The 21,397-nt window shown below is 65.2% G+C and carries 21 protein-coding genes; 11 read left to right on the top strand and 10 right to left on the bottom strand.

Annotation, left to right across the window (positions count from 1 at the left end; translation table 11 throughout):
- The first annotated feature begins 13 nt into the window (after positions 1 to 13).
- The 3 genes from AABA51_RS15935 to AABA51_RS15945 all read left to right on the top strand — a co-directional run bounded on the left by AABA51_RS15935 (position 14) and on the right by AABA51_RS15945 (position 4,869).
- A complete protein-coding gene (locus AABA51_RS15935; RefSeq protein ID WP_338273091.1) occupies positions 14 to 1,348 on the top strand; it encodes a S41 family peptidase in 1,335 nt (444 codons plus the stop codon).
- A 4-nt stretch (positions 1,349 to 1,352) separates the two neighbouring features.
- Positions 1,353 to 1,826, top strand: coding sequence for an RNA pyrophosphohydrolase (locus AABA51_RS15940; protein ID WP_338273092.1), 474 nt, complete (start codon positions 1,353 to 1,355; stop codon positions 1,824 to 1,826).
- Between the two features lie 76 nt (positions 1,827 to 1,902).
- Positions 1,903 to 4,869 carry an error-prone DNA polymerase gene (locus AABA51_RS15945; protein ID WP_338273093.1) on the top strand — a complete coding sequence of 989 codons (2,967 nt, stop codon included), beginning with the start codon at positions 1,903 to 1,905 and terminating at the stop codon, positions 4,867 to 4,869.
- On the opposite strand, the gene AABA51_RS15950 is transcribed toward AABA51_RS15945, so the two are convergent.
- Positions 4,812 to 5,216 carry a hypothetical protein gene (locus AABA51_RS15950; RefSeq protein ID WP_338273094.1) on the bottom strand — a complete coding sequence of 135 codons (405 nt, stop codon included), beginning with the start codon at positions 5,214 to 5,216 and terminating at the stop codon, positions 4,812 to 4,814. The two genes, AABA51_RS15945 and AABA51_RS15950, sit on opposite strands and share 58 nt — an antisense overlap.
- Before the next feature lie 101 nt (positions 5,217 to 5,317).
- Positions 5,318 to 6,307 carry a prolyl aminopeptidase gene (pip, locus tag AABA51_RS15955; RefSeq protein ID WP_338273095.1) on the bottom strand — a complete coding sequence of 330 codons (990 nt, stop codon included), beginning with the start codon at positions 6,305 to 6,307 and terminating at the stop codon, positions 5,318 to 5,320.
- Positions 6,308 to 6,376: 69 nt separating this feature from the next.
- Between pip and ubiG the strand changes: the two genes are divergently transcribed.
- Entirely contained in the window at positions 6,377 to 7,123 is a 747-nt protein-coding gene (gene ubiG, locus AABA51_RS15960) for a bifunctional 2-polyprenyl-6-hydroxyphenol methylase/3-demethylubiquinol 3-O-methyltransferase UbiG (protein WP_338273096.1), read from the top strand.
- A 33-nt stretch (positions 7,124 to 7,156) separates the two neighbouring features.
- Here ubiG and AABA51_RS15965 read toward each other — a convergent pair whose 3' ends face one another.
- The 3 genes from AABA51_RS15965 to AABA51_RS15975 are packed head-to-tail and all read right to left on the bottom strand — an operon-like array spanning position 7,157 to position 8,684.
- Positions 7,157 to 7,600 (bottom strand): MarR family winged helix-turn-helix transcriptional regulator, encoded by a 444-nt coding sequence (locus tag AABA51_RS15965; protein ID WP_338273097.1) that lies wholly within the window; start codon positions 7,598 to 7,600, stop codon positions 7,157 to 7,159.
- Positions 7,601 to 7,658: 58 nt separating this feature from the next.
- Entirely contained in the window at positions 7,659 to 7,919 is a 261-nt protein-coding gene (grxC, locus tag AABA51_RS15970; RefSeq protein ID WP_338273098.1) for a glutaredoxin 3, read from the bottom strand.
- A 39-nt stretch (positions 7,920 to 7,958) separates the two neighbouring features.
- On the bottom strand, positions 7,959 to 8,684 hold the full coding sequence (locus AABA51_RS15975; protein WP_338273099.1) for a double zinc ribbon domain-containing protein: 726 nt from the start codon (positions 8,682 to 8,684) through the stop codon (positions 7,959 to 7,961).
- Between the two features lie 57 nt (positions 8,685 to 8,741).
- On the opposite strand from AABA51_RS15975, the gene AABA51_RS15980 reads away from it, so the two are divergent.
- Positions 8,742 to 9,596: a methyltransferase domain-containing protein gene (locus AABA51_RS15980; RefSeq protein WP_338276647.1), complete on the top strand. Its 855-nt coding sequence runs from the start codon at positions 8,742 to 8,744 to the stop codon at positions 9,594 to 9,596.
- Positions 9,597 to 9,607: 11 nt separating this feature from the next.
- The gene (gene hemH, locus AABA51_RS15985) at positions 9,608 to 10,684 is read left to right on the top strand and encodes a ferrochelatase (protein WP_425328820.1); all 1,077 of its coding nucleotides are present in this window, start codon (positions 9,608 to 9,610) and stop codon (positions 10,682 to 10,684) included.
- A 49-nt stretch (positions 10,685 to 10,733) separates the two neighbouring features.
- Here hemH and mutT read toward each other — a convergent pair whose 3' ends face one another.
- The 3 genes from mutT to AABA51_RS16000 are packed head-to-tail and all read right to left on the bottom strand — an operon-like array spanning position 10,734 to position 13,370.
- The gene (mutT, locus tag AABA51_RS15990) at positions 10,734 to 11,132 is read right to left on the bottom strand and encodes an 8-oxo-dGTP diphosphatase MutT (protein ID WP_338273100.1); all 399 of its coding nucleotides are present in this window, start codon (positions 11,130 to 11,132) and stop codon (positions 10,734 to 10,736) included.
- Between the two features lie 22 nt (positions 11,133 to 11,154).
- Complete coding sequence (argJ, locus tag AABA51_RS15995; protein ID WP_425328821.1) at positions 11,155 to 12,519, bottom strand: bifunctional glutamate N-acetyltransferase/amino-acid acetyltransferase ArgJ; 1,365 nt, start codon at positions 12,517 to 12,519, stop codon at positions 11,155 to 11,157.
- 11 nt (positions 12,520 to 12,530) lie between these two features.
- Positions 12,531 to 13,370 (bottom strand): peptidylprolyl isomerase, encoded by an 840-nt coding sequence (locus tag AABA51_RS16000; RefSeq protein ID WP_338273102.1) that lies wholly within the window; start codon positions 13,368 to 13,370, stop codon positions 12,531 to 12,533.
- A gap of 222 nt (positions 13,371 to 13,592) precedes the next feature.
- Here AABA51_RS16000 and secA point away from each other — a divergent pair, with 222 nt between their 5' ends.
- The 4 genes from secA (at position 13,593) to AABA51_RS16020 (ending at position 18,820) form a co-directional block, all read left to right on the top strand.
- Complete coding sequence (gene secA / locus AABA51_RS16005) at positions 13,593 to 16,286, top strand: preprotein translocase subunit SecA (protein WP_338273103.1); 2,694 nt, start codon at positions 13,593 to 13,595, stop codon at positions 16,284 to 16,286.
- A 112-nt stretch (positions 16,287 to 16,398) separates the two neighbouring features.
- On the top strand, positions 16,399 to 17,220 hold the full coding sequence (locus AABA51_RS16010; RefSeq protein ID WP_338273104.1) for a hypothetical protein: 822 nt from the start codon (positions 16,399 to 16,401) through the stop codon (positions 17,218 to 17,220).
- Positions 17,217 to 17,519 (top strand): hypothetical protein, encoded by a 303-nt coding sequence (locus AABA51_RS16015; protein WP_338273105.1) that lies wholly within the window; start codon positions 17,217 to 17,219, stop codon positions 17,517 to 17,519. Before AABA51_RS16010 ends, AABA51_RS16015 begins: the two co-directional genes overlap by 4 nt.
- A gap of 50 nt (positions 17,520 to 17,569) precedes the next feature.
- Positions 17,570 to 18,820 carry a phosphate ABC transporter substrate-binding/OmpA family protein gene (locus AABA51_RS16020; protein ID WP_338273106.1) on the top strand — a complete coding sequence of 417 codons (1,251 nt, stop codon included), beginning with the start codon at positions 17,570 to 17,572 and terminating at the stop codon, positions 18,818 to 18,820.
- A 28-nt stretch (positions 18,821 to 18,848) separates the two neighbouring features.
- Here AABA51_RS16020 and radC read toward each other — a convergent pair whose 3' ends face one another.
- Both radC and map read right to left on the bottom strand, forming a co-directional pair.
- The gene (gene radC, locus AABA51_RS16025) at positions 18,849 to 19,634 is read right to left on the bottom strand and encodes a RadC family protein (protein WP_338273107.1); all 786 of its coding nucleotides are present in this window, start codon (positions 19,632 to 19,634) and stop codon (positions 18,849 to 18,851) included.
- Positions 19,635 to 19,669: 35 nt separating this feature from the next.
- The gene (gene map / locus AABA51_RS16030) at positions 19,670 to 20,482 is read right to left on the bottom strand and encodes a type I methionyl aminopeptidase (RefSeq protein WP_338273108.1); all 813 of its coding nucleotides are present in this window, start codon (positions 20,480 to 20,482) and stop codon (positions 19,670 to 19,672) included.
- Positions 20,483 to 20,666: 184 nt separating this feature from the next.
- Between map and AABA51_RS16035 the strand changes: the two genes are divergently transcribed.
- The gene (locus AABA51_RS16035; RefSeq protein WP_338276651.1) at positions 20,667 to 21,395 is read left to right on the top strand and encodes a competence/damage-inducible protein A; all 729 of its coding nucleotides are present in this window, start codon (positions 20,667 to 20,669) and stop codon (positions 21,393 to 21,395) included.
- Positions 21,396 to 21,397: the final 2 nt, after the last annotated feature.

Genomic DNA, 21,397 nt, shown 5'->3' on the forward strand with positions numbered 1-21,397 from the left:
AAGGATGACGACCATGAACAAGCTGATCATTGCGGCCATCGGGGGCATTGCGGGCGGCGTCTTGCTGAGCACGCAGGTGGCCGGGCCGCTGATCGCGCAGGAGGACCGGGCCAATGCCTCGGTCTATGAACAGCTCGACCTGTTCGGCGACATCTTCGAACGCATCCGCGCCAATTACGTCGAAGAGGTCGACGAGGCCGCCCTGATCGAAGCGGCGATCAACGGGATGCTCACCTCGCTCGACCCGCATTCGAGCTATCTGCCGCCCAGCGATTTCGACGACATGCAGGTGCAGACGCGCGGCGAATTCGGCGGTCTGGGCATCGAGGTGACGCAAGAGGACGGATTCGTGCGCGTCATCACGCCGATGGACGACACGCCCGCCATGGCCGCCGGTGTCGAGGCGGGCGATTTCATCACCCATGTCGATGGCGAGGCGCTCTTGGGTCTGACGCTGGAACAGGCGGTGGACATGATGCGCGGGCCGGTGGGGTCCGAGATCGTCATCACCATCGTGCGCGAAGGGGTCGACCAACCCTTTGACATCACCATCGTGCGCGACCGGATCCGGCTCACCGCCGTGCGCTACCGGCTGGAAGGCAATACTGCCGTCCTGCGCATTTCCACCTTCAACGACCAGACCTTCCCCAACCTGCAGGAGGGGCTGGCCGAGATGATCGAAGAGGTCGGGGGGCTCGACAACCTGAACGGCGTGGTTCTGGACCTGCGCAACAATCCGGGTGGTTTGCTGAACCAGGCGATCCGGGTGTCGGATGCGTTCCTCGACCAGGGCGAGATCGTGTCGACGCGGGGCCGCGACCCGGCCGATGGCGATCGTTACAATGCGACGCCCGGTGACCTGATCGAGGGGCTGCCGCTGGTCGTGCTGGTGAATGGCGGTTCGGCTTCGGCCTCGGAAATCGTGGCGGGCGCGTTGCAGGATCACCGCCGGGCCGTGGTCGTGGGCACCAACACCTTCGGCAAGGGATCGGTGCAATCGATCATGCCGCTGGCGGGGGATGGCGCGATGCGGCTGACCACCTCGCTTTACTACACGCCGTCGGGGCGTTCGATCCAGGCCTTGGGCATCGCGCCCGACATCCTGGTCGAACAGCGCGATCCGGTCGAGGTAGACGAAGAGGCCGAAGCCGGCCCGGCGCGCCGCAACGAAGCCAGCCTGCGCGGGGCGATCCAGAATTCCACCCTGACCGAGGACGAGCGCCGCCAGCTGGAAGAGGAGCAGGCCATCGCCGAGGCCACGGCCACGCTGCGCAACGAGGATTACCAGCTGGCCTATGCCATCGACATCCTGACCGGCCTGAACGCTCTGGGCCCGCGCGGCAACTGATCCCGTGACGCCCGAGGAGATCGCCCGCTTGCCCTATCGCCCCTGCGTGGGGGTGGTGCTGATCCATGCCGATGGCAGGGTCTTTGCCGGGCAGCGGTCGGACATGGCCGAGCCCGCGTGGCAGATGCCGCAAGGCGGGATCGACAAGGGCGAGACGCCCATCGCCGCCGCCCTGCGCGAGTTGCGCGAGGAGACGGGGGTGGGCGCCGAGCATGTCACCGTTCTGGCCGAGACGGCGGAGTGGCTTCCCTATGACCTGCCCGCCGAGGTTCTGCCCTATCGCGGCAAGTATCGCGGCCAGACCCAGAAATGGGTGCTGATGCGGCTGGAGGCGGGCGACGAGGTGATCGACCTGAGCCACGAGGATGTGGAATTTTCCGACTGGCGCTGGATGCGGGGGGCGGAGCTGTTGTCGCTGATCGTGCCGTTCAAGCGCCCGATCTACGAGGCGGTGCTGGCGGAGTTCGGGGTAAGCTAGGGCGACCCCAGATTGCCCGAATGTAGCGGTGAGACGCGACTCCAAATTAGAACAAAACGTGAATATACTGCGGGTCATGGGATTCGCCGAACTGTCCATCACCTCGAACTTCACGTTCCTGACCGGGGGGTCGCATCCCGAGGAATATGCGCGCAGGGCAGCGCTTCTGGGGTTGGAGGCGATTGCCATCGCCGATGTGAATTCGGTGGCGGGCGTGGTGCGGGCCTGGTCGGAGCTGAAGAAGATCCGCGAGGAGATCGCGGAGGCCGAGGCGGCGCGCGCCGATCCCGTAGGCCCGCCCAAGCCCGCGCATCTGCCCGATCCCCCGCGCGCGCCCATCGACCATGTGCCGCGCCTGTTGCCCGCCGCCTGCCTGGTGCTGGAAGACGGGATGAGGTTGACCGCCCTGCCGCGCGACCGGGCAGGTTGGGCGAGCCTGTGCCGCATCCTGTCGGCGGGGCGGTTGAGGGCGGACAAGGGCGATTGCCTGCTGGATCTGGACGATATCCTGAGATTTCCCGAGGGGCTTGAGCTGTTGCTGCATGCGCCCGACCGGCCCGGCGCCGACTGGCGGCAGGCGGCGGCGCGGTTGATCGACGGGATGGAGGGGCGGCTGCACCTGCTGATCGCGCCCGCCTATGACGGGCAGGATGCGGCACGGCTGGATCGCGGCGCGCGGCTGGCCGAAGCCTTGGGTCTGCCCACGCTCGCCTCGGCCCGGCCGATCATGCACCACGGGGCGCGGCGGCGGCTGACCGATATCCTGACCTGTATCCGCGAGGGATTGCGGATCGAGGATCTGGGCACCGCCGCGCAGGCCAATGCCGAACAGCGCCTGCGGTCGGAGGCGGAGATGCGGCGCATCTTCAAGGGGCATGAGGGGGCGGTGGACCACGCCGCGACACTGGCCGAAAGGCTGCGGTTCGACATCGCCAGCCTGCGCTACGAATACCCGTCGGAAATCGCGGATGGGGAAACCGCCGCCGAACGGTTGCAGCGGCTGGCGCAGGCGGGGCTGAACTGGCGCTATCCGCAGGGCATCCCCGAGCGGGCGCAAAAGCAGCTGGAGCATGAGCTGCGCCTGATCGGGAAACTGGGCTACGAGCCCTATTTCCTGACCGTCCATGATATCGTCGCCTTTGCCCGGTCGCGCGGCATCCTGTGCCAGGGGCGCGGATCGGCGGCCAATTCGATCACCTGCTATGCGCTGGGGGTGACATCCGTCAGCCCCGAGATCGGCACCATGGTGTTCGAACGGTTCGTGAGCGAGGCGCGCAACGAGCCGCCCGATATCGACGTGGATTTCGAGCATGAGCGCCGCGAAGAGGTGATCCAGCACATCTATGCGCGCTACGGTCGCCACCGCGCGGGGCTCTGCGCCACGGTGATCCATTATCGCGGCAAGCGCGCGGTGCGCGAGGTGGGCCGCGCCATGGGCCTGTCGGAGGATGTGCTGTCGGCGCTGTCGTCCCAGATCTGGGGATCATGGTCGAAACACGGGCCCGAGATCGCCCGGATGCGCGAGATCGGGCTGGACCCCGACAGCCCGCGCCTGAAGCAGACGATCCAGCTGATCGAGGAGATCATCGGCTTTCCCCGGCATCTGAGCCAGCATGTGGGCGGCTTTGTCATCACCGAAGGGCGGCTGGACGAGCTGGTCCCGATCGAGAATGCCACGATGGAGGATCGGACCGTCATCTGCTGGGACAAGGATGACATCGACGCGCTGGGAATCCTCAAGGTCGATATCCTGGCGCTGGGGATGCTGTCGTGCATTCGCAAGGCGTTTGGCCTGCTCCGCCAGCACCATCAGGCCGATTACACGCTGGCCACCCTGCCGCCCGAGGACCCGGCCGTCTACGACATGCTGTGCCGGGCCGACACGTTGGGCGTGTTCCAGGTGGAAAGCCGGGCGCAGATGAATTTCCTGCCCCGGATGCGCCCGCGCTGTTTCTACGACCTGGTGATCCAGGTGGCGATCATCCGCCCCGGGCCGATCCAGGGCGACATGGTGCATCCGTTCATAAGACGCCGGAACGGGGAGGAGGAGGTCAGTTTCCCCTCGGACGAATTGGGCCGCGTGCTGGGCAAGACGCTGGGCGTGCCGCTGTTCCAGGAACAGGCGATGCAGATCGCCATCACCGGCGCAGGCTTTTCGCCCGACGAGGCGGACAGGCTGCGCCGGTCGCTGGCCACCTTCAAGAAGCATGGGAGCGTGTCGGAGTTTCGCACCCGGTTTTTGCGGGGCATGCGCGCCAATGGCTATGACGCGGATTTCGCGGAACGCTGCTTTTCCCAGATCGAGGGCTTTGGCAGTTACGGATTCCCCGAAAGCCATGCGGCGAGTTTCGCACTTTTGGTCTATGCCTCGAGCTGGCTCAAACGGCACCATCCCGGCATCTTCGCCTGCGCGCTGCTGAATTCCCAGCCGATGGGCTTTTACGCCCCGGCCCAGATCGTGCGCGATGCCCGGCAGCACGGGGTGGAGGTGCGGCCCGTCTGCATCAACCGGTCGCGGTGGGACAACGTGATGGAACGGACGGAAACCGGCGCGCTGGCGCTGAGGCTGGGGTTCCGGCAGATCAAGGCGATGCGCGAGGACGAGGCCGATTGGCTGACGGCGGCGCGCGGCAATGGCTACACGGCGGTCGAGGATGTATGGCGGCGCGCAGGCCTGGCGGCCAGGACGCTGACGATATTGGCGGAGGCCGATGCCTTTGCCACCTTGGGGATTTCGCGGCGCGATGCGCTTTGGGCGGCCCGCGCGCTGGTGCCGAAGCGGAAATTGCCGCTGTTTTCGGGCGATCTGGACGGAGAGGGGATCGTGGAACCCGCCGTTCACCTGCCCAGGATGACCGAGGGCGAAGAGGTGGTGGAGGATTACGTGGCGATGCGCCTGACGCTCCGGTCACACCCGGTGGCGCTGATCCGCGACCGGCTCAGCCCGGGGATCGACCGGCGGTTGCTGGCAAGGTCAAATTCATTTCAAGAGCACCGAGATAACCGGGCAACGAAGTTTCCTGAAAACAGCATCAACACCTGATCATGCCTGCGAAACCTACAAATCAGGTCCTTTTCCCGCGTAGGTAAAACAAAGGCGCCAGCGCGCTCCCCGTCCATCTCGGCCGTCAGTTCATCACGCCACGCTCGACGATATCGATACGTTTCACAGATCCAAGAAAAAAGACAATTGCCACCTTTCGCAAGCAATCCAGCTCTCAGCCGAGCCTCACCAAGAGTTCTTTCACCATCATCCAAAACAACCACTGAGCGCTTTTCAGTTCTGGAAAGGCCAATCAAGCGCGGCCGTTCCTGAAAAAGCGGATGAACCTCAAGGTACTGAGACTGACGATCTACCGCTTGCACCGCTTCATTAAATGCAAAACTCAACTCATACTTCCCATAAACCCAACTAGGCCAAGGAAAATTTATCAAAAGAAGCCTGCTGCTTTCGGAAGCACCACTACGCGCCATACAAATGGTCCATGGAACTACATCCCGTAGCGATCCCGCTTTTCGCCCACCTGGCTCATCAGGCGCACCAGTTCCTGGCTGATGCCGGGTTCGGACAGGGCGTGTCCTGCGGCCTTTATCATGTGGAGCCTGCCGGCGGGCCAGCCCGCGACGAGCTTGTGGGCCGACAAGGGCGGGCAGATCATGTCGTAGCGGCCCTGCACCACCGTGCCGGGCACCTGCGCGATGCGGTAGAGATCGCGCAGGATCTGGCCATCCTCCTCGAGGAAGCCCTTGTTCACGAAGTAATGGTTTTCGAGGCGCGCAAAGGCGCGGGCATATTCCGCAGGGCTTTCGCCGCCACCCCCGTCGCTTTCCATCGAGGCGAGCGCGTTTTCCCACGAGGCCCAGGCGCGGGCGTGGCGGGTTTCGACCATCAGGTCGCCCGAAAACAGGCGGCGATTGTAGGCGGCGATCAGGTCGCCGCGTTCTTCCTCGGGGATAAGGGCGCAGAACCGCGCCCATTGCTCGGGCCAGAATTGCCCCGCGCCACCGCCGTAGAACCAGTCAAGCTCGCGCTGCATCGACAAGAAGACCCCGCGCAGCGCGAGATAGGCGACCCGGTCGGGATGGGTTTCGGCATAGACAAGGCCAAGCGTCGCGCCCCAGCTGCCGCCGAACACCGCCCAGCGGTCGATGCCCAGCGCCGTCCGGATACGCTCGATATCGGCGACCAGATGCCATGTCGTATTGGCCCGCACGCTGGCATGGGGCCGGGACCGGCCACAGCCGCGCTGGTCGAAGAGCACGATCCGCCAGAGCGCGGGGTCGAAATAGCGACGCATCGCCGGGCTGCATCCGCCGCCGGGACCGCCATGCAGGACCACGACAGGCGCACCATCGGGATTGCCGCATTGTTCGACATAGATGTGATGCCCATCGCCCACATCCATCATGCGCTGATCGAACGGGTCGATCGGCGGAAAGAGATGCGCGGCTGCGCGCTTTTGGCCGGAGAACTTGTCCATGCCGCTCCTATATAGACCGCTAGGGACGGTCCGTCGGGGCCAAAGTGACAGAATGTGAAGGGATTTGCCATGGCAGAGGTCAATCAAACCGTGGACAGCGGCGAAATCGCCAAGTTCGAGGCGATGGCAGCCGAATGGTGGGATCCGAACGGCAAGTTCAAGCCGTTGCACATGCTCAACCCCACGCGGCTGGATTACATCACGCGCCAGATCGCGGCGGAATTCGGGCGCGACCTGAAAGGGCAAATGCCGTTCGCGGGGCTGCGCATCCTCGATATCGGTTGCGGCGGGGGCTTGCTGTCGGAACCGATGGCGCGGCTGGGGGCGACGGTGGTGGGCGCGGATGCCGCGCCGCGCAACATCCCGGTGGCGCAGATCCATGCCGAGCAATCGGGGCTGACCATCGATTACCGCGTGACGACCGCCGAGGCGCTGGCCGCCGCGGGCGAAGAATTCGACGTGGTGCTGAACATGGAGGTGGTCGAGCATGTGGCCGACCCGCTCGCCTACCTCACGGCCTGCCAGCAATTGCTGAAACCGGGCGGTTTGATGATCTGTTCCACGATCAACCGGAACCCCAAAAGCTTTCTGATGGCGATCATCGGGGCGGAATATGTCATGCGCTGGCTGCCCAAGGGCACGCATGAATGGCAGAAATTCATCACGCCCGACGAATTGTACGACCTGATCCGGCAGGCGGGGCTGGACCCGGTGGACCGCAAGGGTTTCGTTTTCAACAAGCTGTTGTGGAGCTGGTCGATTTCCGACCGCGATCTGAGCGTGAACTATGTCACGGCGTCGTTGAAGCGGGGCTAGACCCCGGTCGGCGCGTTTCGGGCCAAGGCCGCGTCAGCTGTCGTTTTCCAGCCGCAGGCGCATTTCGCGGATCACGGGGATAGCCTGCCGGACGCGGTCGGCCCCGATCTCGCGCACGGTGTCCGACAGGATGGGCGCGATGGCCGAAAGCGCGGCATCACGCGCGCGGCGACCTGCGGGGCTGATCGATACCATCTTGCGGCGCGCGTCGTCCCAATCGGGGCGGATGTGGATGTAGCCCGCCCATTCCAGCCGGTTGAGCGTGTTCGTCATCGCTCCGCGCGTGACGTGAAACACCCGCGCGAGCTGCGCCGGCGTCTTTTCCCCGGTCGAGGCCATCAGGTGGTTCAGCACCGAGAAATGGCTGAGTTCCATTCCCTTGGGCAAGGCACGGCTGAGCCTGTTCCGGGCGAGCTGGTCGGCCATGAACATTTCGCTGAACAACGCGACGGACAGGGGATCATCGGGGGATGCCATGCGGGCAGTAGGCCATCGCCCTTGCCCCTCTGGCAAGGGGCGAAGGGTCGCAAGTGGTTCAGGATGCGGACAAAAGCGGATCGAGCTTGCCGTTGCGATCCAGCGCGGCCATGTCGTCATAGCCACCGACATGGGTATCGCCGATGAAGATCTGGGGCACGGTGTGCCGTCCCTTGGCGCGGCCCATCATTTCTTGCCGCTTGGCGGGGTCGCGGGCGACATCGATCTCGGTATAGGTGACGCCCTTGTCGGCCAGAAGCCGCTTGGCCGCGTGGCAATAGCCGCAAAGCGGCGAGGTGTAGATTTCGATCCGGGGCATCGGGTGGCCATCCTCTGAAGTCGTCGCGGTGGACATGATCTAGGCATCCCGGGCGACGCGCGCCAGTGCCATCACGCAAACCTGTCCGGCGCCCGCTGCATGGCAAGCCTGGGCCGCCGCGGAAAAGGTCGCGCCCGAGGTCATCACATCATCGACAAGCAGGATGTTCCGACCGACGACAGCAGCGGCACGGCGCGGGGCAACCCGGATGGCGGCATCGAGATTGGCAAAGCGGCCGTCCCGGTCGCGCCCGTCCTGCGACGGCGTGTGGCGCGCCCGCAAAAGCGCATCGGGCAGCCAGTCGCATCCGCTGGCCCGCGCCAATGCGGCCGCCAGCAGGGCGGATTGGTTGAACCGGCGCTGCGCCAGACGCCGCCAATGCAGGGGGATGGGCAGGATCAGGGGCGCATCGGCCAAGAGATCCGCCGCCGCCCGCGCCATCCATGGTCCTGCGGCGCGCGCCACCTCGGCCCGGTCGGCATGTTTGAGGCCAAGGACCAGCTTGCGCCCGTTTCCCGCGTAATGCAGCACGGCGCGGCCCCGCGACCAGGGTCGGGCGATGCGGTGACATTCCTCGCAGATGAGCGGCCCGGACAGGCTGCTTTGCCCCGGCAAACCGACACCGCACAGATCGCAAGCCGCCCCCAGCACGAAGGGCGTATCGGCCCAGCAGGCACCACAAAGCGCGAAATCGGTTTCGACCCGCCCCTCGCAGCACAGGCAGGCGGGCGGAAAGACCGCATGCAACAGCGTTTGCAATCTCATCCTACCCCCCTAAGTAGCGCAGCACAGACGACCAGGACGCAGCCGATCGTGCCAGACATGCCCAACCACAACCGCCTTGTGGACCGGCCCCGCCTTGAGCGGGCGCGGGCGCGTGCCCGTCTGGATGTCGCGGGCTTCCTGCATGACGAGGCCATGGCCGAGCTTCAGGAAAGGCTCATCGACGTTAACAGAAGGTTTACGTCGCCTGCGATCGTGACCGCTTTTCCAGGCGTCTGGAAGGCATTGCTGCCCGAGGCGCGTCTGGTCGCGCCGGACGAGGTGCTGGACCTGGAGCCGGGCGCGCATGACCTGGTGATCCATGCGATGGCGCTGCATTGGGCCGATGACCCGGTGGGGCAGATCGTGCAATGCCGCCGCGCGCTGCGGCCCGACGGATTGTTCCTGTCGGTGGCCTTTGGTGGCGAAACGCTGGTGGAGCTGCGGCAGGCGCTCGCCTTGGCCGAAACGGAGGTCCTGGGCGGTCTGAGCCCGCGCGTGGCGCCGATGGCGGAAATCCGGGACATGGGCGCGCTGTTGCAGCGGGCGGGATTGTCGCTGCCGGTGGCCGACCGCCTGCCCAGGACCGTGACCTATGCCGATGCCTTTGCCCTGATGGCCGATCTGCGCGCCATGGGCGAGACGAACGCCCTGGCCGACCGGCACCGGGTGCCTGCGCGCAGGGCCCTGTTTCACCGAATGGCCGAGATTTATGCCGCGCGGTTCCCGGCCAAGGGTGGCCAAGGCCGCATTCGCGCTACTTTCGAGTTGATCTTTCTCTCGGGGTGGTCCCCGCACGAGAGCCAGCAAAAACCGCTCCGCCCCGGCAGCGCCAAGGCGCGCCTTGCCGCCGCATTGGGGACATCGGAGTTTGACGAGACCGCATTGCCGGTCCTACACCCGACCGACGATTGAGGCCGCCACAGATGAACATGATGTCCGAGACGCAAGCCCAACAGCCCGCGACCGATCTGCCCCACGCCCCTTCCGATCACCCGCGGGTGAAATTCGGCAAGGTGGGCGTGCTGCTGGCCAATCTGGGAACGCCGGATCACTACAGCTATTGGCCGATGCGGCGGTATCTGAACGAATTCCTGTCGGATCGGCGCGTCATCGACTACAGCCCGTGGATCTGGCAGCCGCTGTTGCAGCTTGTGATCCTGACCAAGCGACCGTTTTCGTCGGGCGCGAATTACAAGTCGATCTGGAACGAGGAGCTGAACGAAAGCCCCCTCATGACGATCACCAAGGCGCAGACGCGCCTGATGACCGAGAAGATGAAGGCGCGTTACGGCGATGACGTGGTCGTCGATTACTGCATGCGCTATGGCAACCCCTCGACCAAGTCCAAGGTCGATGCGCTGGTGGCCCAGGGCTGCACCAAGATCCTGTTCTTCCCGCTTTATCCGCAATATGCCGGCGCGACCTCGGCCACGGCCTGCGACGAGTTTTTCCGCAGCCTCGAGAACATCAAGTGGCAGCCGATCGTGCGCACGGTCGAACCCTATTATGAGAACCCGCTTTACATCGAGGCGCTGGCCCAATCGGTCGAACGTGCCTATGCGGGCCTGGAAAACCGGCCCGATGTGCTGGTGGCCAGCTATCACGGCGTGCCCAAGCGCTACCTGATGGAGGGCGACCCCTACCATTGCCAGTGCCAGAAAACCTCGCGCCTGCTGCAAGAGCGTCTGGGCTGGGACAAGACCGAGATCGTCACCACCTTCCAGAGCCGGTTCGGGCCCGAGGAATGGCTGAAGCCCTATACCGTCGAGGAAGTCGCGCGGCTGGCCGAGGCAGGCAAGAAGCGGATCGCGGTCGTGGCCCCGGCCTTCAGCGCCGATTGCATCGAAACGCTGGAAGAGATCAACGAAGAGATCAAGGAAAGCTTCGAGCACGCGGGCGGTGAGGAATTCACCTATATCCCCTGCCTCAACGACGATGCGGCGCATATCGATGCGCTGGCTGCTGTCGTGGAAGAGAACCTGAAGGGCTGGCTGGCCTGACGCGTCAGGCGGCCACCCCGATAAGAGCTGTCCGGTTTGCCCGACCGGATCAGAGCCAATCGCGCAGGATCGGGATCAGCGGAATATCGGCCGGCGGCATCGGGTAGTCGCGGAGGTGCGATTTATCCACCCAAGCCAGGGTCTGACCCTCGCGCGCCTGGGGTATCCCTTCCCATTTGCGGCAGGCAAAGAGCGGCATGAGCAGGTGGAAATCCGCGTAGGCGTGGCTGGCAAAGGTCAGCGGCGCAAGGCAGGACGCCCATGTGTCGATGCCCAATTCCTCGCGCAATTCGCGAATCAGGGCCTGTTCGGGGGTTTCGCCCTGCTCGACCTTGCCCCCCGGAAATTCCCACAGGCCCGCCATGGATTTCCCCGGCGGGCGCTGGGCCAGCAACACGCGGCCATCGCGGTCGATCAGGGCCACCGCCGCAACGAGAATGATCTTCATCGGCTGCGCCCCGTTCCGACCGTCACGACCGGTAATCGGCGTTGATGTCGATATAGGCGTGGGTCAGATCGCAGGTCCAGACGGTCGCCGCCCCCCGGCCCAGCCCCATGTCGACGCCGATCACCAGTTCCTGGCCCTTCATGTAGGCGGCGCAATCGGCCTCGGAATAGCTTTCGGACCGCCAGCCCTTTTCGGCCACGACCAGATCGCCGAATCGGATGGTCAACAGGTCGCGGTCGGCCATGGCCCCGGATTTGCCCACCGCCATGACGATGCGGCCCCAATTGGGATCTTCGCCCGCGATGGCGGTCTTGACCAAGGGCGAATTGGCGATGGCGCGGGCCACGCGGTCGGCGTCACGCGCCGATTTCGCGCCGGTGACCTGCACCTCGACAAGCTTGGTGGCCCCTTCGCCATCGCGCACGATCTGAAGCGCCAGATCCCGCATCACGGCACCAAGGGCTGCGGCAAAGGCGCGCCCCTCTTTCGACTTGGCCGAGGTGATGGGCGGGTGATTGGCGCGGCCCGTCGCGGCCATCAGCACCGTGTCGGAGGTCGAGGTGTCGCTGTCCACCGTCACCGCGTTGAAGCTCGTCTTGGTGGTGGCCGACAGCATCGCCTGCAGCGCATCCTGCGTGATCGCGGCATCGGTAAAGATGTAGCCCAGCATGGTCGCCATATCGGGCGCGATCATGCCGGACCCCTTGGCGAAACCGGCGATTTTCACCGGCTTGCCCGCGATCTCGACCTCGGCCACGGCCCCCTTGGGGAACGTGTCGGTGGTCATGATGGCGCGGGCGGCAACGGCGGCTTTCCCTTCGTCCAGCCCGTCGGCCAGAACGGGGAGGATCGTGGTGATCTTCTCGGCGGGCAGCGGTTCACCGATGACGCCCGTCGACGAGGTAAAGACATGCGCCGCCGGGATCTTGAGCGCGGCCGCCGCCGCCTCGCAGATCAGGGCCACGTCGCTGGCGCCGCGTTCACCGGTGAAGGTGTTGGCATTGCCCGAATTGACGACGATGGCGAAGCCTTTCTTGGACCGGCCGGGCAGGGCGGCAAGTTTCGCCTGACCGTCCAGCACGGCGGCCGACCGCGTGGCCGACCGGGTAAAGACGCCCGCGATGGTCGATCCCGCCGCGATGTCTGCCAGCATCACATCGGTGCGGTTCTGGTAGCGGACGCCCGCCTCGCCAGCGGCGAAGCGGACACCGTCGATGACGGGCAGATCGGGGAAGGACGCAGGGGCCAGCGGCGAGACCTTGAGCGGGGCCTTGCCCGCAGGCTTTGCCGTCTTGGTCTTCTTGGCGGTCCCTTTTTCGGCCTTGTCCTTGGACTTGGCCTTTTTCTTCTTGTCGTCCTTTGCCTTCGCCATGGCGGTTTTCCCCAAAAAGGCTGCTGTCAGTTCGTGATCAGATCGAGGTTGCGGATGACCGACGGATCGATGTCCAGTTCCGGGCGCTCGACCGCTGCGGCCTCCGAAAGCTCGGTGATGGCCGCATCGACGCGGGCGCGGCGCAGACCGTCCTCAAGCTCGGCGCGGACCTCTTCGAGGGCCGGGGGGGCCTGATCGCGGGTGTCGTTGAGCAAGATCACATGCCAGCCGAATTGCGTTTCGACAGGGGCCGAGACCTCGCCCACGGACAGGGCGAAAACCGCCTCTTCGAAGGTGGGGACCATCATGCCGGCGGTGAACCAGCCCAATTGCCCGCCGTTCGGACCCGACGGCCCGATGGAGCGTTCCTGCGCCAGTTCGGCGAAATCGGCGCCTTCGCCCAGTTCGGCGATGAGCGCCTGCGCCTCTTCCTCGGTTTCGACGAGGATATGGCTGGCGTTGAATTCGGTGACGGAACCGGCGCTGCCGTATTGCGCGTCATATTCGGCCTGAACCTCTTCCTCGGGCAGGTCGGCCATGCCGATCTGGTCCAGAAGCATCGCGGCAAGGAAGGCGCGGCGTTCATTGGCAAGGCCCAGTTCCATCCGGGCGGTCATCTCGTCATCGGCGACATCGGCAAGGATCTGCTGCTGGACAAGCTGTTCCAGAAGACCGTCGAACAGCACGTTGTCCGGCAGTTCCTGGTATTGCGGCGGCAGCATCTGCTGCATCGCAATCAGGTGGCCCAGCGTGATGTCGGTGCCGTTCACGGTCGCCAGAACCGTATCGGCCGTCGGGGCATCCTGTGCGCCGACCGGCAGCGCGACGAGGGCCGACAGGGCGGCGGTGGCGAGAAACTTCTTCATGGAACGCGTCCTTTTGCTTGGTCGTGGGCAGGCCAGCCCGCGTTGACACCCTTGTGGTGGACCCTTATGTCGCTTGACGGATCGCATCGGGGCCCTGACCTGTTGTCGCCGTTGATAGACCGCCGCGATGGGCCGAACAACCCGGATGCCCCACACGATCGTTTGAGATATTCCGGCCCGCGCGGCTAATCGCGACATGGGCCCCGGTAGAAGGCGCGTCATATGCTTGGATTGGGTTCGCTGGCGAAAAAGGTTTTCGGCAGCCCGAACGACCGCAAGGTCAAGTCCGTCCGCCCGCTGGTCGCGCAGATCAACGCGCTGGAAGCAGAGCATCAGGCCAAGACCGATGCCGAGATCATCGCCAAGACCGAGGAATTGCGCAGCCGCGCCACGGGTGGCGAAAGCCTTGACGATCTTTTGCCCGAAGCCTTTGCCAATTGCCGCGAAGCCGCGCGCCGCGCGCTTGGCCTGCGCGCGCATGACGTGCAGCTGATCGGCGGTATCTTCCTGCATCAGGGCAATATCGCCGAGATGAAGACCGGCGAGGGCAAGACGCTGGTCGCGACCTTTCCCGCCTATCTGAACGCGCTGACCGGCAAGGGCGTGCATATCGTCACGGTCAACGACTATCTCGCCAAGCGCGACGCCGAATGGATGGGCAAGGTCTATGGCGCCCTGGGCCTGACCACGGGCGTCGTCTATCCGCGCCAGCCTGACGAGGAAAAGCGCGCGGCCTATGCCGCCGACATCACCTATGCGACCAACAACGAGCTGGGCTTTGACTATCTGCGCGACAACATGCGCGCGAGCCTGTCCGACATGGCGCAGCGCGATCACAACTTCGCCATCGTCGACGAGGTGGACAGCATCCTGATCGACGAGGCGCGGACGCCGCTGATCATTTCCGGCCCGACGCAGGACCGGTCGGACCTGTATATCGCCATCGACAAGATCATCCCCGAGCTGGTCGAGGATCACTACACCCTCGACGAAAAGGCCCGGAACGCGAGCTTTACCGACGAGGGCAACGATTTCCTCGAGGACAAGCTGCACGAGGTCGGTCTCTTGCCCGAGGGGCAAAGCCTCTATGACCCCGAGTCGACGACCATCGTGCACCACCTGACCAACGCGTTGCGCGCCCACAAGATGTTCCACAAGGATCAGCAATACATCGTCCGCTCCGGCGAAGTGGTGCTGGTCGACGAATTCACCGGCCGGATGATGCCGGGCCGCCGCCTGTCGGAGGGTCTGCATCAGGCCATCGAGGCCAAGGAAGGCTGCCAGATCCAGCCCGAGAACGTGACGCTCGCCAGCGTCACCTTCCAGAATTACTTCCGCCTTTACGGCAAGCTGGCGGGCATGACCGGCACCGCCGCGACCGAGGCCGAGGAATTCATGGCGATCTACGGGCTGGGTGTGGTCGAGATCCCCACCAACGTGCCGGTCGCGCGCATCGACGATGACGACGCCGTCTACCGCACCGCGCGCGAGAAATACGAGGCCATCGTCGAAACCATCCGCGAGGCGCATGCCAAGGGCCAGCCGGTTCTGGTGGGCACCACTTCCATCGAGAAATCCGAGATGCTGGGCAAGATGCTGGCCGCCGCCAAGCTGCCCCACAACATCCTCAATGCGCGCCAGCACGAGCAGGAGGCGCAGATCGTCGCCGATGCGGGCAAGCTGGGCGCGATCACCATCGCCACGAACATGGCGGGCCGGGGCACCGACATCAAGCTGGGCGGCAATGTCGAGTTCAAGGTGATGGAAGCCATCGCCGCCGACCCCACGGGCGATCATGCCGCGATCCGCGCCCGGATCGAGGAAGAACACCGCGCCGATGAACAAAAGGTCAAGGATGCGGGCGGTCTTTACGTTCTGGCGACGGAACGCCACGAAAGCCGCCGTATCGACAACCAGCTGCGCGGGCGCTCGGGCCGGCAGGGCGATCCGGGGCGGTCCTCCTTCTTCCTGTCGCTCGAAGATGACCTGATGCGCATCTTCGGCTCGGACAAGCTCGACAAGATGCTGTCGACGCTCGGCATGAAAGAGGGCGAGGCGATCGTTCACCCCTGGGTGAACAAGTCGCTCGAACGTGCGCAGGCCAAGGTCGAGGGGCGCAACTTCGACATCCGCAAGCAATTGCTGAAATTCGACGACGTGATGAACGACCAGCGCAAGGTCATCTTTGGCCAGCGCCGCGAGGTCATGGCCGCCGAAGATATCGCCGAGGTCGCGCGCGACATGCGCCACCAGGTGATCGAGGACATGGTCGCCACCTACATGCCGCCCAAATCCTACGCCGACCAATGGGAGGTCGAGGAGATGACCCGCGCCGTCCGCGAGACGCTGGGCATCGACGTGCCGCTTGCCGATTGGGCCGCCGAGGATGGCGTCGATCAGGACGTGGTCGAGGAACGGCTGCGCGACGCGGCGGATGCCTATATGGCGTCGAAAGCAGCGCAATTCGGACCCGAACAGATGCGGTCCATCGAAAAGCAGGTTCTATTGCAGACCATCGACCAGAAATGGCGCGATCACCTGCTGACGCTGGAACATCTGCGCTCGGTCGTGGGCTTCCGCGGCTATGCCCAGCGCGACCCGCTGAACGAATACAAGACCGAAGGTTTCCAGCTGTTCGAATCGATGCTGGACGGGCTGCGCAGTGACGTGACCACCAAACTGGCGCGGATCCAGCCGCTCAGCCCCGAGCAGCAGGAACAATTGATCCGCCAGCTTCAGGCGCAGCAACAGGCGGCCCAGCGCGCTCTGGAACCTGCGGCTGCCGAAACGCCCGAAGCCGCGCGCGAAGGGTTCGACGAAACCAACCCCGAGACTTGGGGCAACCCGGGCCGGAACGATGTCTGCCCCTGCGGGTCGGGCAAGAAGTTCAAGCATTGCCACGGGCGCCTGGCCTGATCGGACGGCCCGTTCGGTTTTGACCGGATTTCCCTGAAGCATCGCGGTTTCGACCGCGATCTTGCCATATTCGCGCTTCACCCTTGGCCCGTCACCGGAACGGGGGTGGGACATGTCCGTGCGAAAGCTCTTGCTCAGATCATCGGTCATCGCAGCGCTTGGCGGGGCCGCGACGGCGGCGATGCCCTATATCGACCTGATCGAGCCGTCACGCGGACCCGAGATCGCCATGGTGGTGCTGACCCCGGACCCGGCCCCGCAGCCCGTGGCCAGCATCGCCCGAAGCGCCTGGGGTCTGCCCTGCGGGCTGAGTGTCACGGCGGCGCCGCTGCCGGGGGCGATGGTGGCCCTTGACGTGATGGACCCCTGTCGCCCGGATGCGCGGGTCGAGATCACCCATATGGCGCTTCGCATCAGCGCCAGGACCGATGCGCTGGGTCTGTTGACGCTTGACGTGCCGGCCTTTGAAAGCCCCGCCCGCTTTGCCGTATCGCTCGAGAGCGGTGCCAATGCCACTGCCGAAACAGGCTTGCCCGATCTTGGGGATTACGCGCGCGCCGCCATCGCATGGACCGGCCCACATGCCATCACGCTTCATGGCGAGGCCGGGGACAATCCCGCGATGATCGCCGCGCGCACCACGCAAACAGAGAGCTTTCTGAGCCGCTTGGGGGATGCCACGCTCGATGCGCCGCATCTGGCCCAGGTGCTGACCACACCGGCAGCGCTGCAAGACGATCTGCTGATCCGGGCCGAGATCGCGGTCGATGCGACCTCATGTGGTCGACCGATCGTCGCGCGCAGCCTGCAAAGCCTTGGCGGCGGGCCGGTGACCATGGCCGACATCGCCCTGACCCTGCCCGGCTGCGAGGCGACGGGAGAGTTTCTCATGTTGCAAAATCTCTTTCAGCCCCCGAGACTCCCCGCCAATTGAGGCTCAGTCGCGCCGCCACCATGCCCTTTCCCCTTGCGGCGGTCCTGCGGGCCGTCCTGATCTGCCTGTCCCTGACACTGTCCCCCGCGCTTTGGGCGCAGGATGTGGAACTGCGCTCGCAGGACGGAAGCGTGACGCTCGAAGGAAACCTGATCGCCTATGACGGGGCCTATTACCGGTTGGAAACGGTCTATGGCCCCCTGACCGTCGCCGCCGAAGGTGTGCGCTGCGCCGGGCCCGGTTGCCCCGATCTGGGCGGCTTCGTGGCCGAGGCGCGCATCGCGGCGAGGCGACCGTGACCGAGGGGTTGCTGCCCCAATTGCTGCAAGGCTTTGCGCAAGGCCGGGGGATGAGTTTGCAACCGCCCGAACAGGTGCCGGGCGGAATCCGCTATGCGCTGGCACGGGCCGATGGTGGCATCGCGGCGATTTTCCATGTCATGCCCGGCACGAGCGATACGGGCCTTCTGGCCCTGCTCAATGGCGAAACGGACATGGCCATCAGCCTGCGCGAAGCGTCGGAGGCCGAGCGCCGCGCCGATCTGGCCGCATCGCCCGATGATCCCGCGCTGATCCGACGGGTGCGGGTGATCGGCCTTGATGCGCTGGTGCCCGTGGTCTCCCCGCAAAACCCGCTGTCCGCCCTGTCCCTGACGCAGCTGGCGGATGTGTTTTCGGGGCAGATCGTGAATTGGCGGGACCTTGGCGGCCCCGATGCCCCGATCTCGCTCCACCTGCTGCGGGCAGATTTCGGGCTGGCGCAATTCTTCGAGGATCGCATGTTCGCAGGACAAAGCGATTTCGTGTCCAGCCCGGCGATCATCCGCCACGACAGCGCCAGCGCGCTGGCCACCGCCGTGGTGCGCGATGCCTATGCCATCGGGATCACCACGCAATCCGCCCGGGGCGGAGCGCGCAGCCTTCCGTTGGCGGGGTCTTGCGGATTTTCGCAATCCGCAGATGCCAATTCCGTCCGCGCCGAGGATTATCCCCTGACCGCCCCGGTCCTGCTCTACCTGGCGCCGCGTCGCCTGCCGCAGCTGGTGCGTGATTTCCTCGACTGGACCGAAACGGCGGCCGCCGAACGGATCGTGGCGCGGGCGGGCTTCGTGAACCAGACGCTCACCCGGACACCGGTATCGCTTCAGGGTCGGCGACTTGCCAATGCCGTTGCCGCCGCCGGGGGCGAGGTATCGCTGACCGATCTGCAGCGGTTGGTGGCGCGGCTAGATGGATCGGAGCGATTGTCCGCCACCTTCCGCTTTGCGGATGGGTCGGTCGATCTGGATGCGCAGTCGCGCGCGGCGGTTGCGCGGCTCGCCGCAGCGATCGAACAGGGCGTCTTCGACGGGCAGCGCCTGACCTTTGTCGGCTTTTCGGATGGCGAAGGACCGGCTGCCGTGAACCTGCGGCTGTCGCTGCGCCGGGCGGAAAGCGTGCTGGAGGCCGTGCGCCTTGCCGCCGAAGCCGCCGATCCCGACCGGGTCGCATTCGCCGTCGACGCCTTTGGCGAGGCGATGCCGATGGCCTGCGACGACAGCGATTGGGGCCGCGCCGTGAATCGGCGTGTCGAGGTCTGGGTGGATCGCGCCGCGCCCTGAGCCCGCAATCTGGCCGCCTGCAAGGCGGTTACAGATACCCCTCGCTTCGGAAACTGACCTGCCGCGCCTTGCCGATGATCAGGTGGTCATGGATGACCAGCCCCAGCACCTCTGCGGCATCGCGGATCGCATTGGTCATGTCGATATCGGCCCGGCTGGGCGAAGGGTCCCCGGACGGGTGATTGTGCACGAGAATCAACGCCGAGGCGTTCAGTTCCAGCGCGCGTTTGACCACCTCGCGCGGGTAGACGGGGACATGGTCGACGGTGCCGTCGGCCTGCGCCTCATCCGCGATCAACACGTTCTTGCGGTCCAGGTAGAGCACCCGGAATTGTTCCAGATCGCGATGCGCCATCGCCGTCTGGCAATAGTCGAGCAGCGCATCCCAGGACGACAGGATCGGCCGTTTGAGCACGCGGGCGCGCGCCATGCGATGACCCACCGCCTCCATCAGCTTGAGCTCGAACACCACGCGCTCGCCCACACCCTCCACCTCCTTCAGGCGGGCGGGCGGGGCGGCCAGAACATGGTTGATGTCGCCAAAACGTTTCAAGAGCGCCTTGGCGAGCGGTTTGGTGTCGCCCCGTGGCAGCGCCCGGTAGAGGATCATTTCCAGCAATTCGTAATCGGGCACGGCATCCGCCCCACCCGAGCTGAAACGCTGGCGCAGCCGGTCGCGGTGGGCATGGCGATGCAGCTCCGCCCCCTTGGACGGGCCAGCGGCCTTGCGCCCAAGGGCGGGCGACGGGACCGTCGCCTCCGGCACGAACCGGGGCGACAGCTCGCCAAAGGAAAAGGAGGGCTGATCGGACATGCGCCCGATCCTTGCCAAGAAAGATTAACGAAACGTTATTCGGTCCAGGTCGGATGGAACCGGCCGCCGGGCGAAAGGGTGAAGATCTCGGCCCCGGTGGCGGTCACGCCGATGGAATGCTCGAACTGCGCGGACAGGCTCTTGTCGCGGGTCACGGCCGTCCAGTCATCGGCCAGAACCTTGGTCTCGGGCCGTCCAAGGTTCACCATCGGCTCGATCGTGAAGAACATCCCTTCCTCGAGACGCGGGCCCGTGCCGGGGCGGCCATAATGCAGCACGTTCGGCGGCGCGTGGAACACCTGCCCCAGACCATGGCCGCAGAAATCGCGCACGACCGACATGCGCTGCGCCTCGACGAAGCTTTGGATCGCGTAGCCGATATCGCCGAATGTGTTGCCGGGGCGGACCGCCTCGATCCCTTTCATCAGGGCATCATGAGTGACCTGGATCAGGCGCTCGGCCTTTCGACCCATCTTTCCGGCGACATACATCCGACTGGTGTCGCCGAACCAGCCTTCCACGATGACGGTCACGTCGATGTTGAGGATATCGCCCTCTTTCAACACCTTGGGGCCGGGAATGCCGTGGCAGACCACGTGGTTCACGCTGATGCAGGAGGCGTGCTTGTAGCCGCGATAGCCGATGGTGGCCGATGTCGCCCCGGCCTCGGTCACCATGGCCTCTATGGCGGCGTCCAGCGCCTCGGTGGTCTGGCCGGGAACGACCATCGGCGCGATGTCGTCGAGGATACGGGCCGCAAGCGCACCTGCGCGGTGCATCCCGGCAAAATCTTCCGATCCGTGTATGCGAATGCCGTCTTTCGTCAGACGGCCCTTGAAATCGTCCAAACTCCGGACCTCCGAACCTCTGTCACTCGCTAAACTAAGCGCATCGCGTGACAATTTCCAGTCAGGCCTGCCTGACATGCCTGTAGGCGCCCGTCCCGACCGCCCGTGTCGCGCGGAGGGTTTGAAAGCGCACCGGCAGGGGCCTATACCGATCCGGCAGGAAGAAACAAGCAGAGGCCGGATGATGCAGACCCCCACAGCCGCGATGCTGGTGATCGGCGACGAGATCCTGTCCGGGCGCACCCGCGACAGCAACATGCATTTCCTGGCCCGCGCGCTGACCGACCACGGCATCAGGCTGGCCGAAGCCCGCGTCGTGGCGGATGAGCATGACAGGATCAAACAGGCCGTGCAGAGCCTGTCTTCGGCCTATGACCATGTCTTTACCTCGGGCGGGATCGGTCCCACCCATGATGACATCACCGCCGATGCCGTGGCCGATGCGATGGGGGCGGCGATCGACATCCGCGACGATGCGCGCGCGATCCTTCAGGCGCATTACGACCGGCAGGGGCAAGAGCTTAACGCCGCCCGCCTGCGCATGGCCCGCATCCCCGAGGGCGCTGCGCTGATAGACAACCCGATTTCCGCCGCACCCGGTTTCACCATCGGCAATGTGCATGTGATGGCAGGCGTCCCCACGATCTTCGAAGCGATGGTGGCCAGCGTGATGCCGACGCTGACGGGCGGGCCGCCGATGCTGTCGCAATCCCTGCGCGTGGTCCGGGGCGAGGGCGATATCGCCGAACCCCTGGGCCGCTTGGCCGCCGATCATCCCGAAGTGTCCATCGGCTCCTATCCGTTCCACCGGGACGGGGTGCATGGATCCAACATCGTCGTCCGCAGCCAGGATGGCGCGGCGGTCGACCGGGTGATGGCCGAGCTGCACCGGCTCTTTCCGGCGGCAGGCTAGGG

The organism is Roseicyclus marinus, from assembly GCF_036322625.1.
Lineage (GTDB): Bacteria > Pseudomonadota > Alphaproteobacteria > Rhodobacterales > Rhodobacteraceae > Roseicyclus > Roseicyclus marinus_A.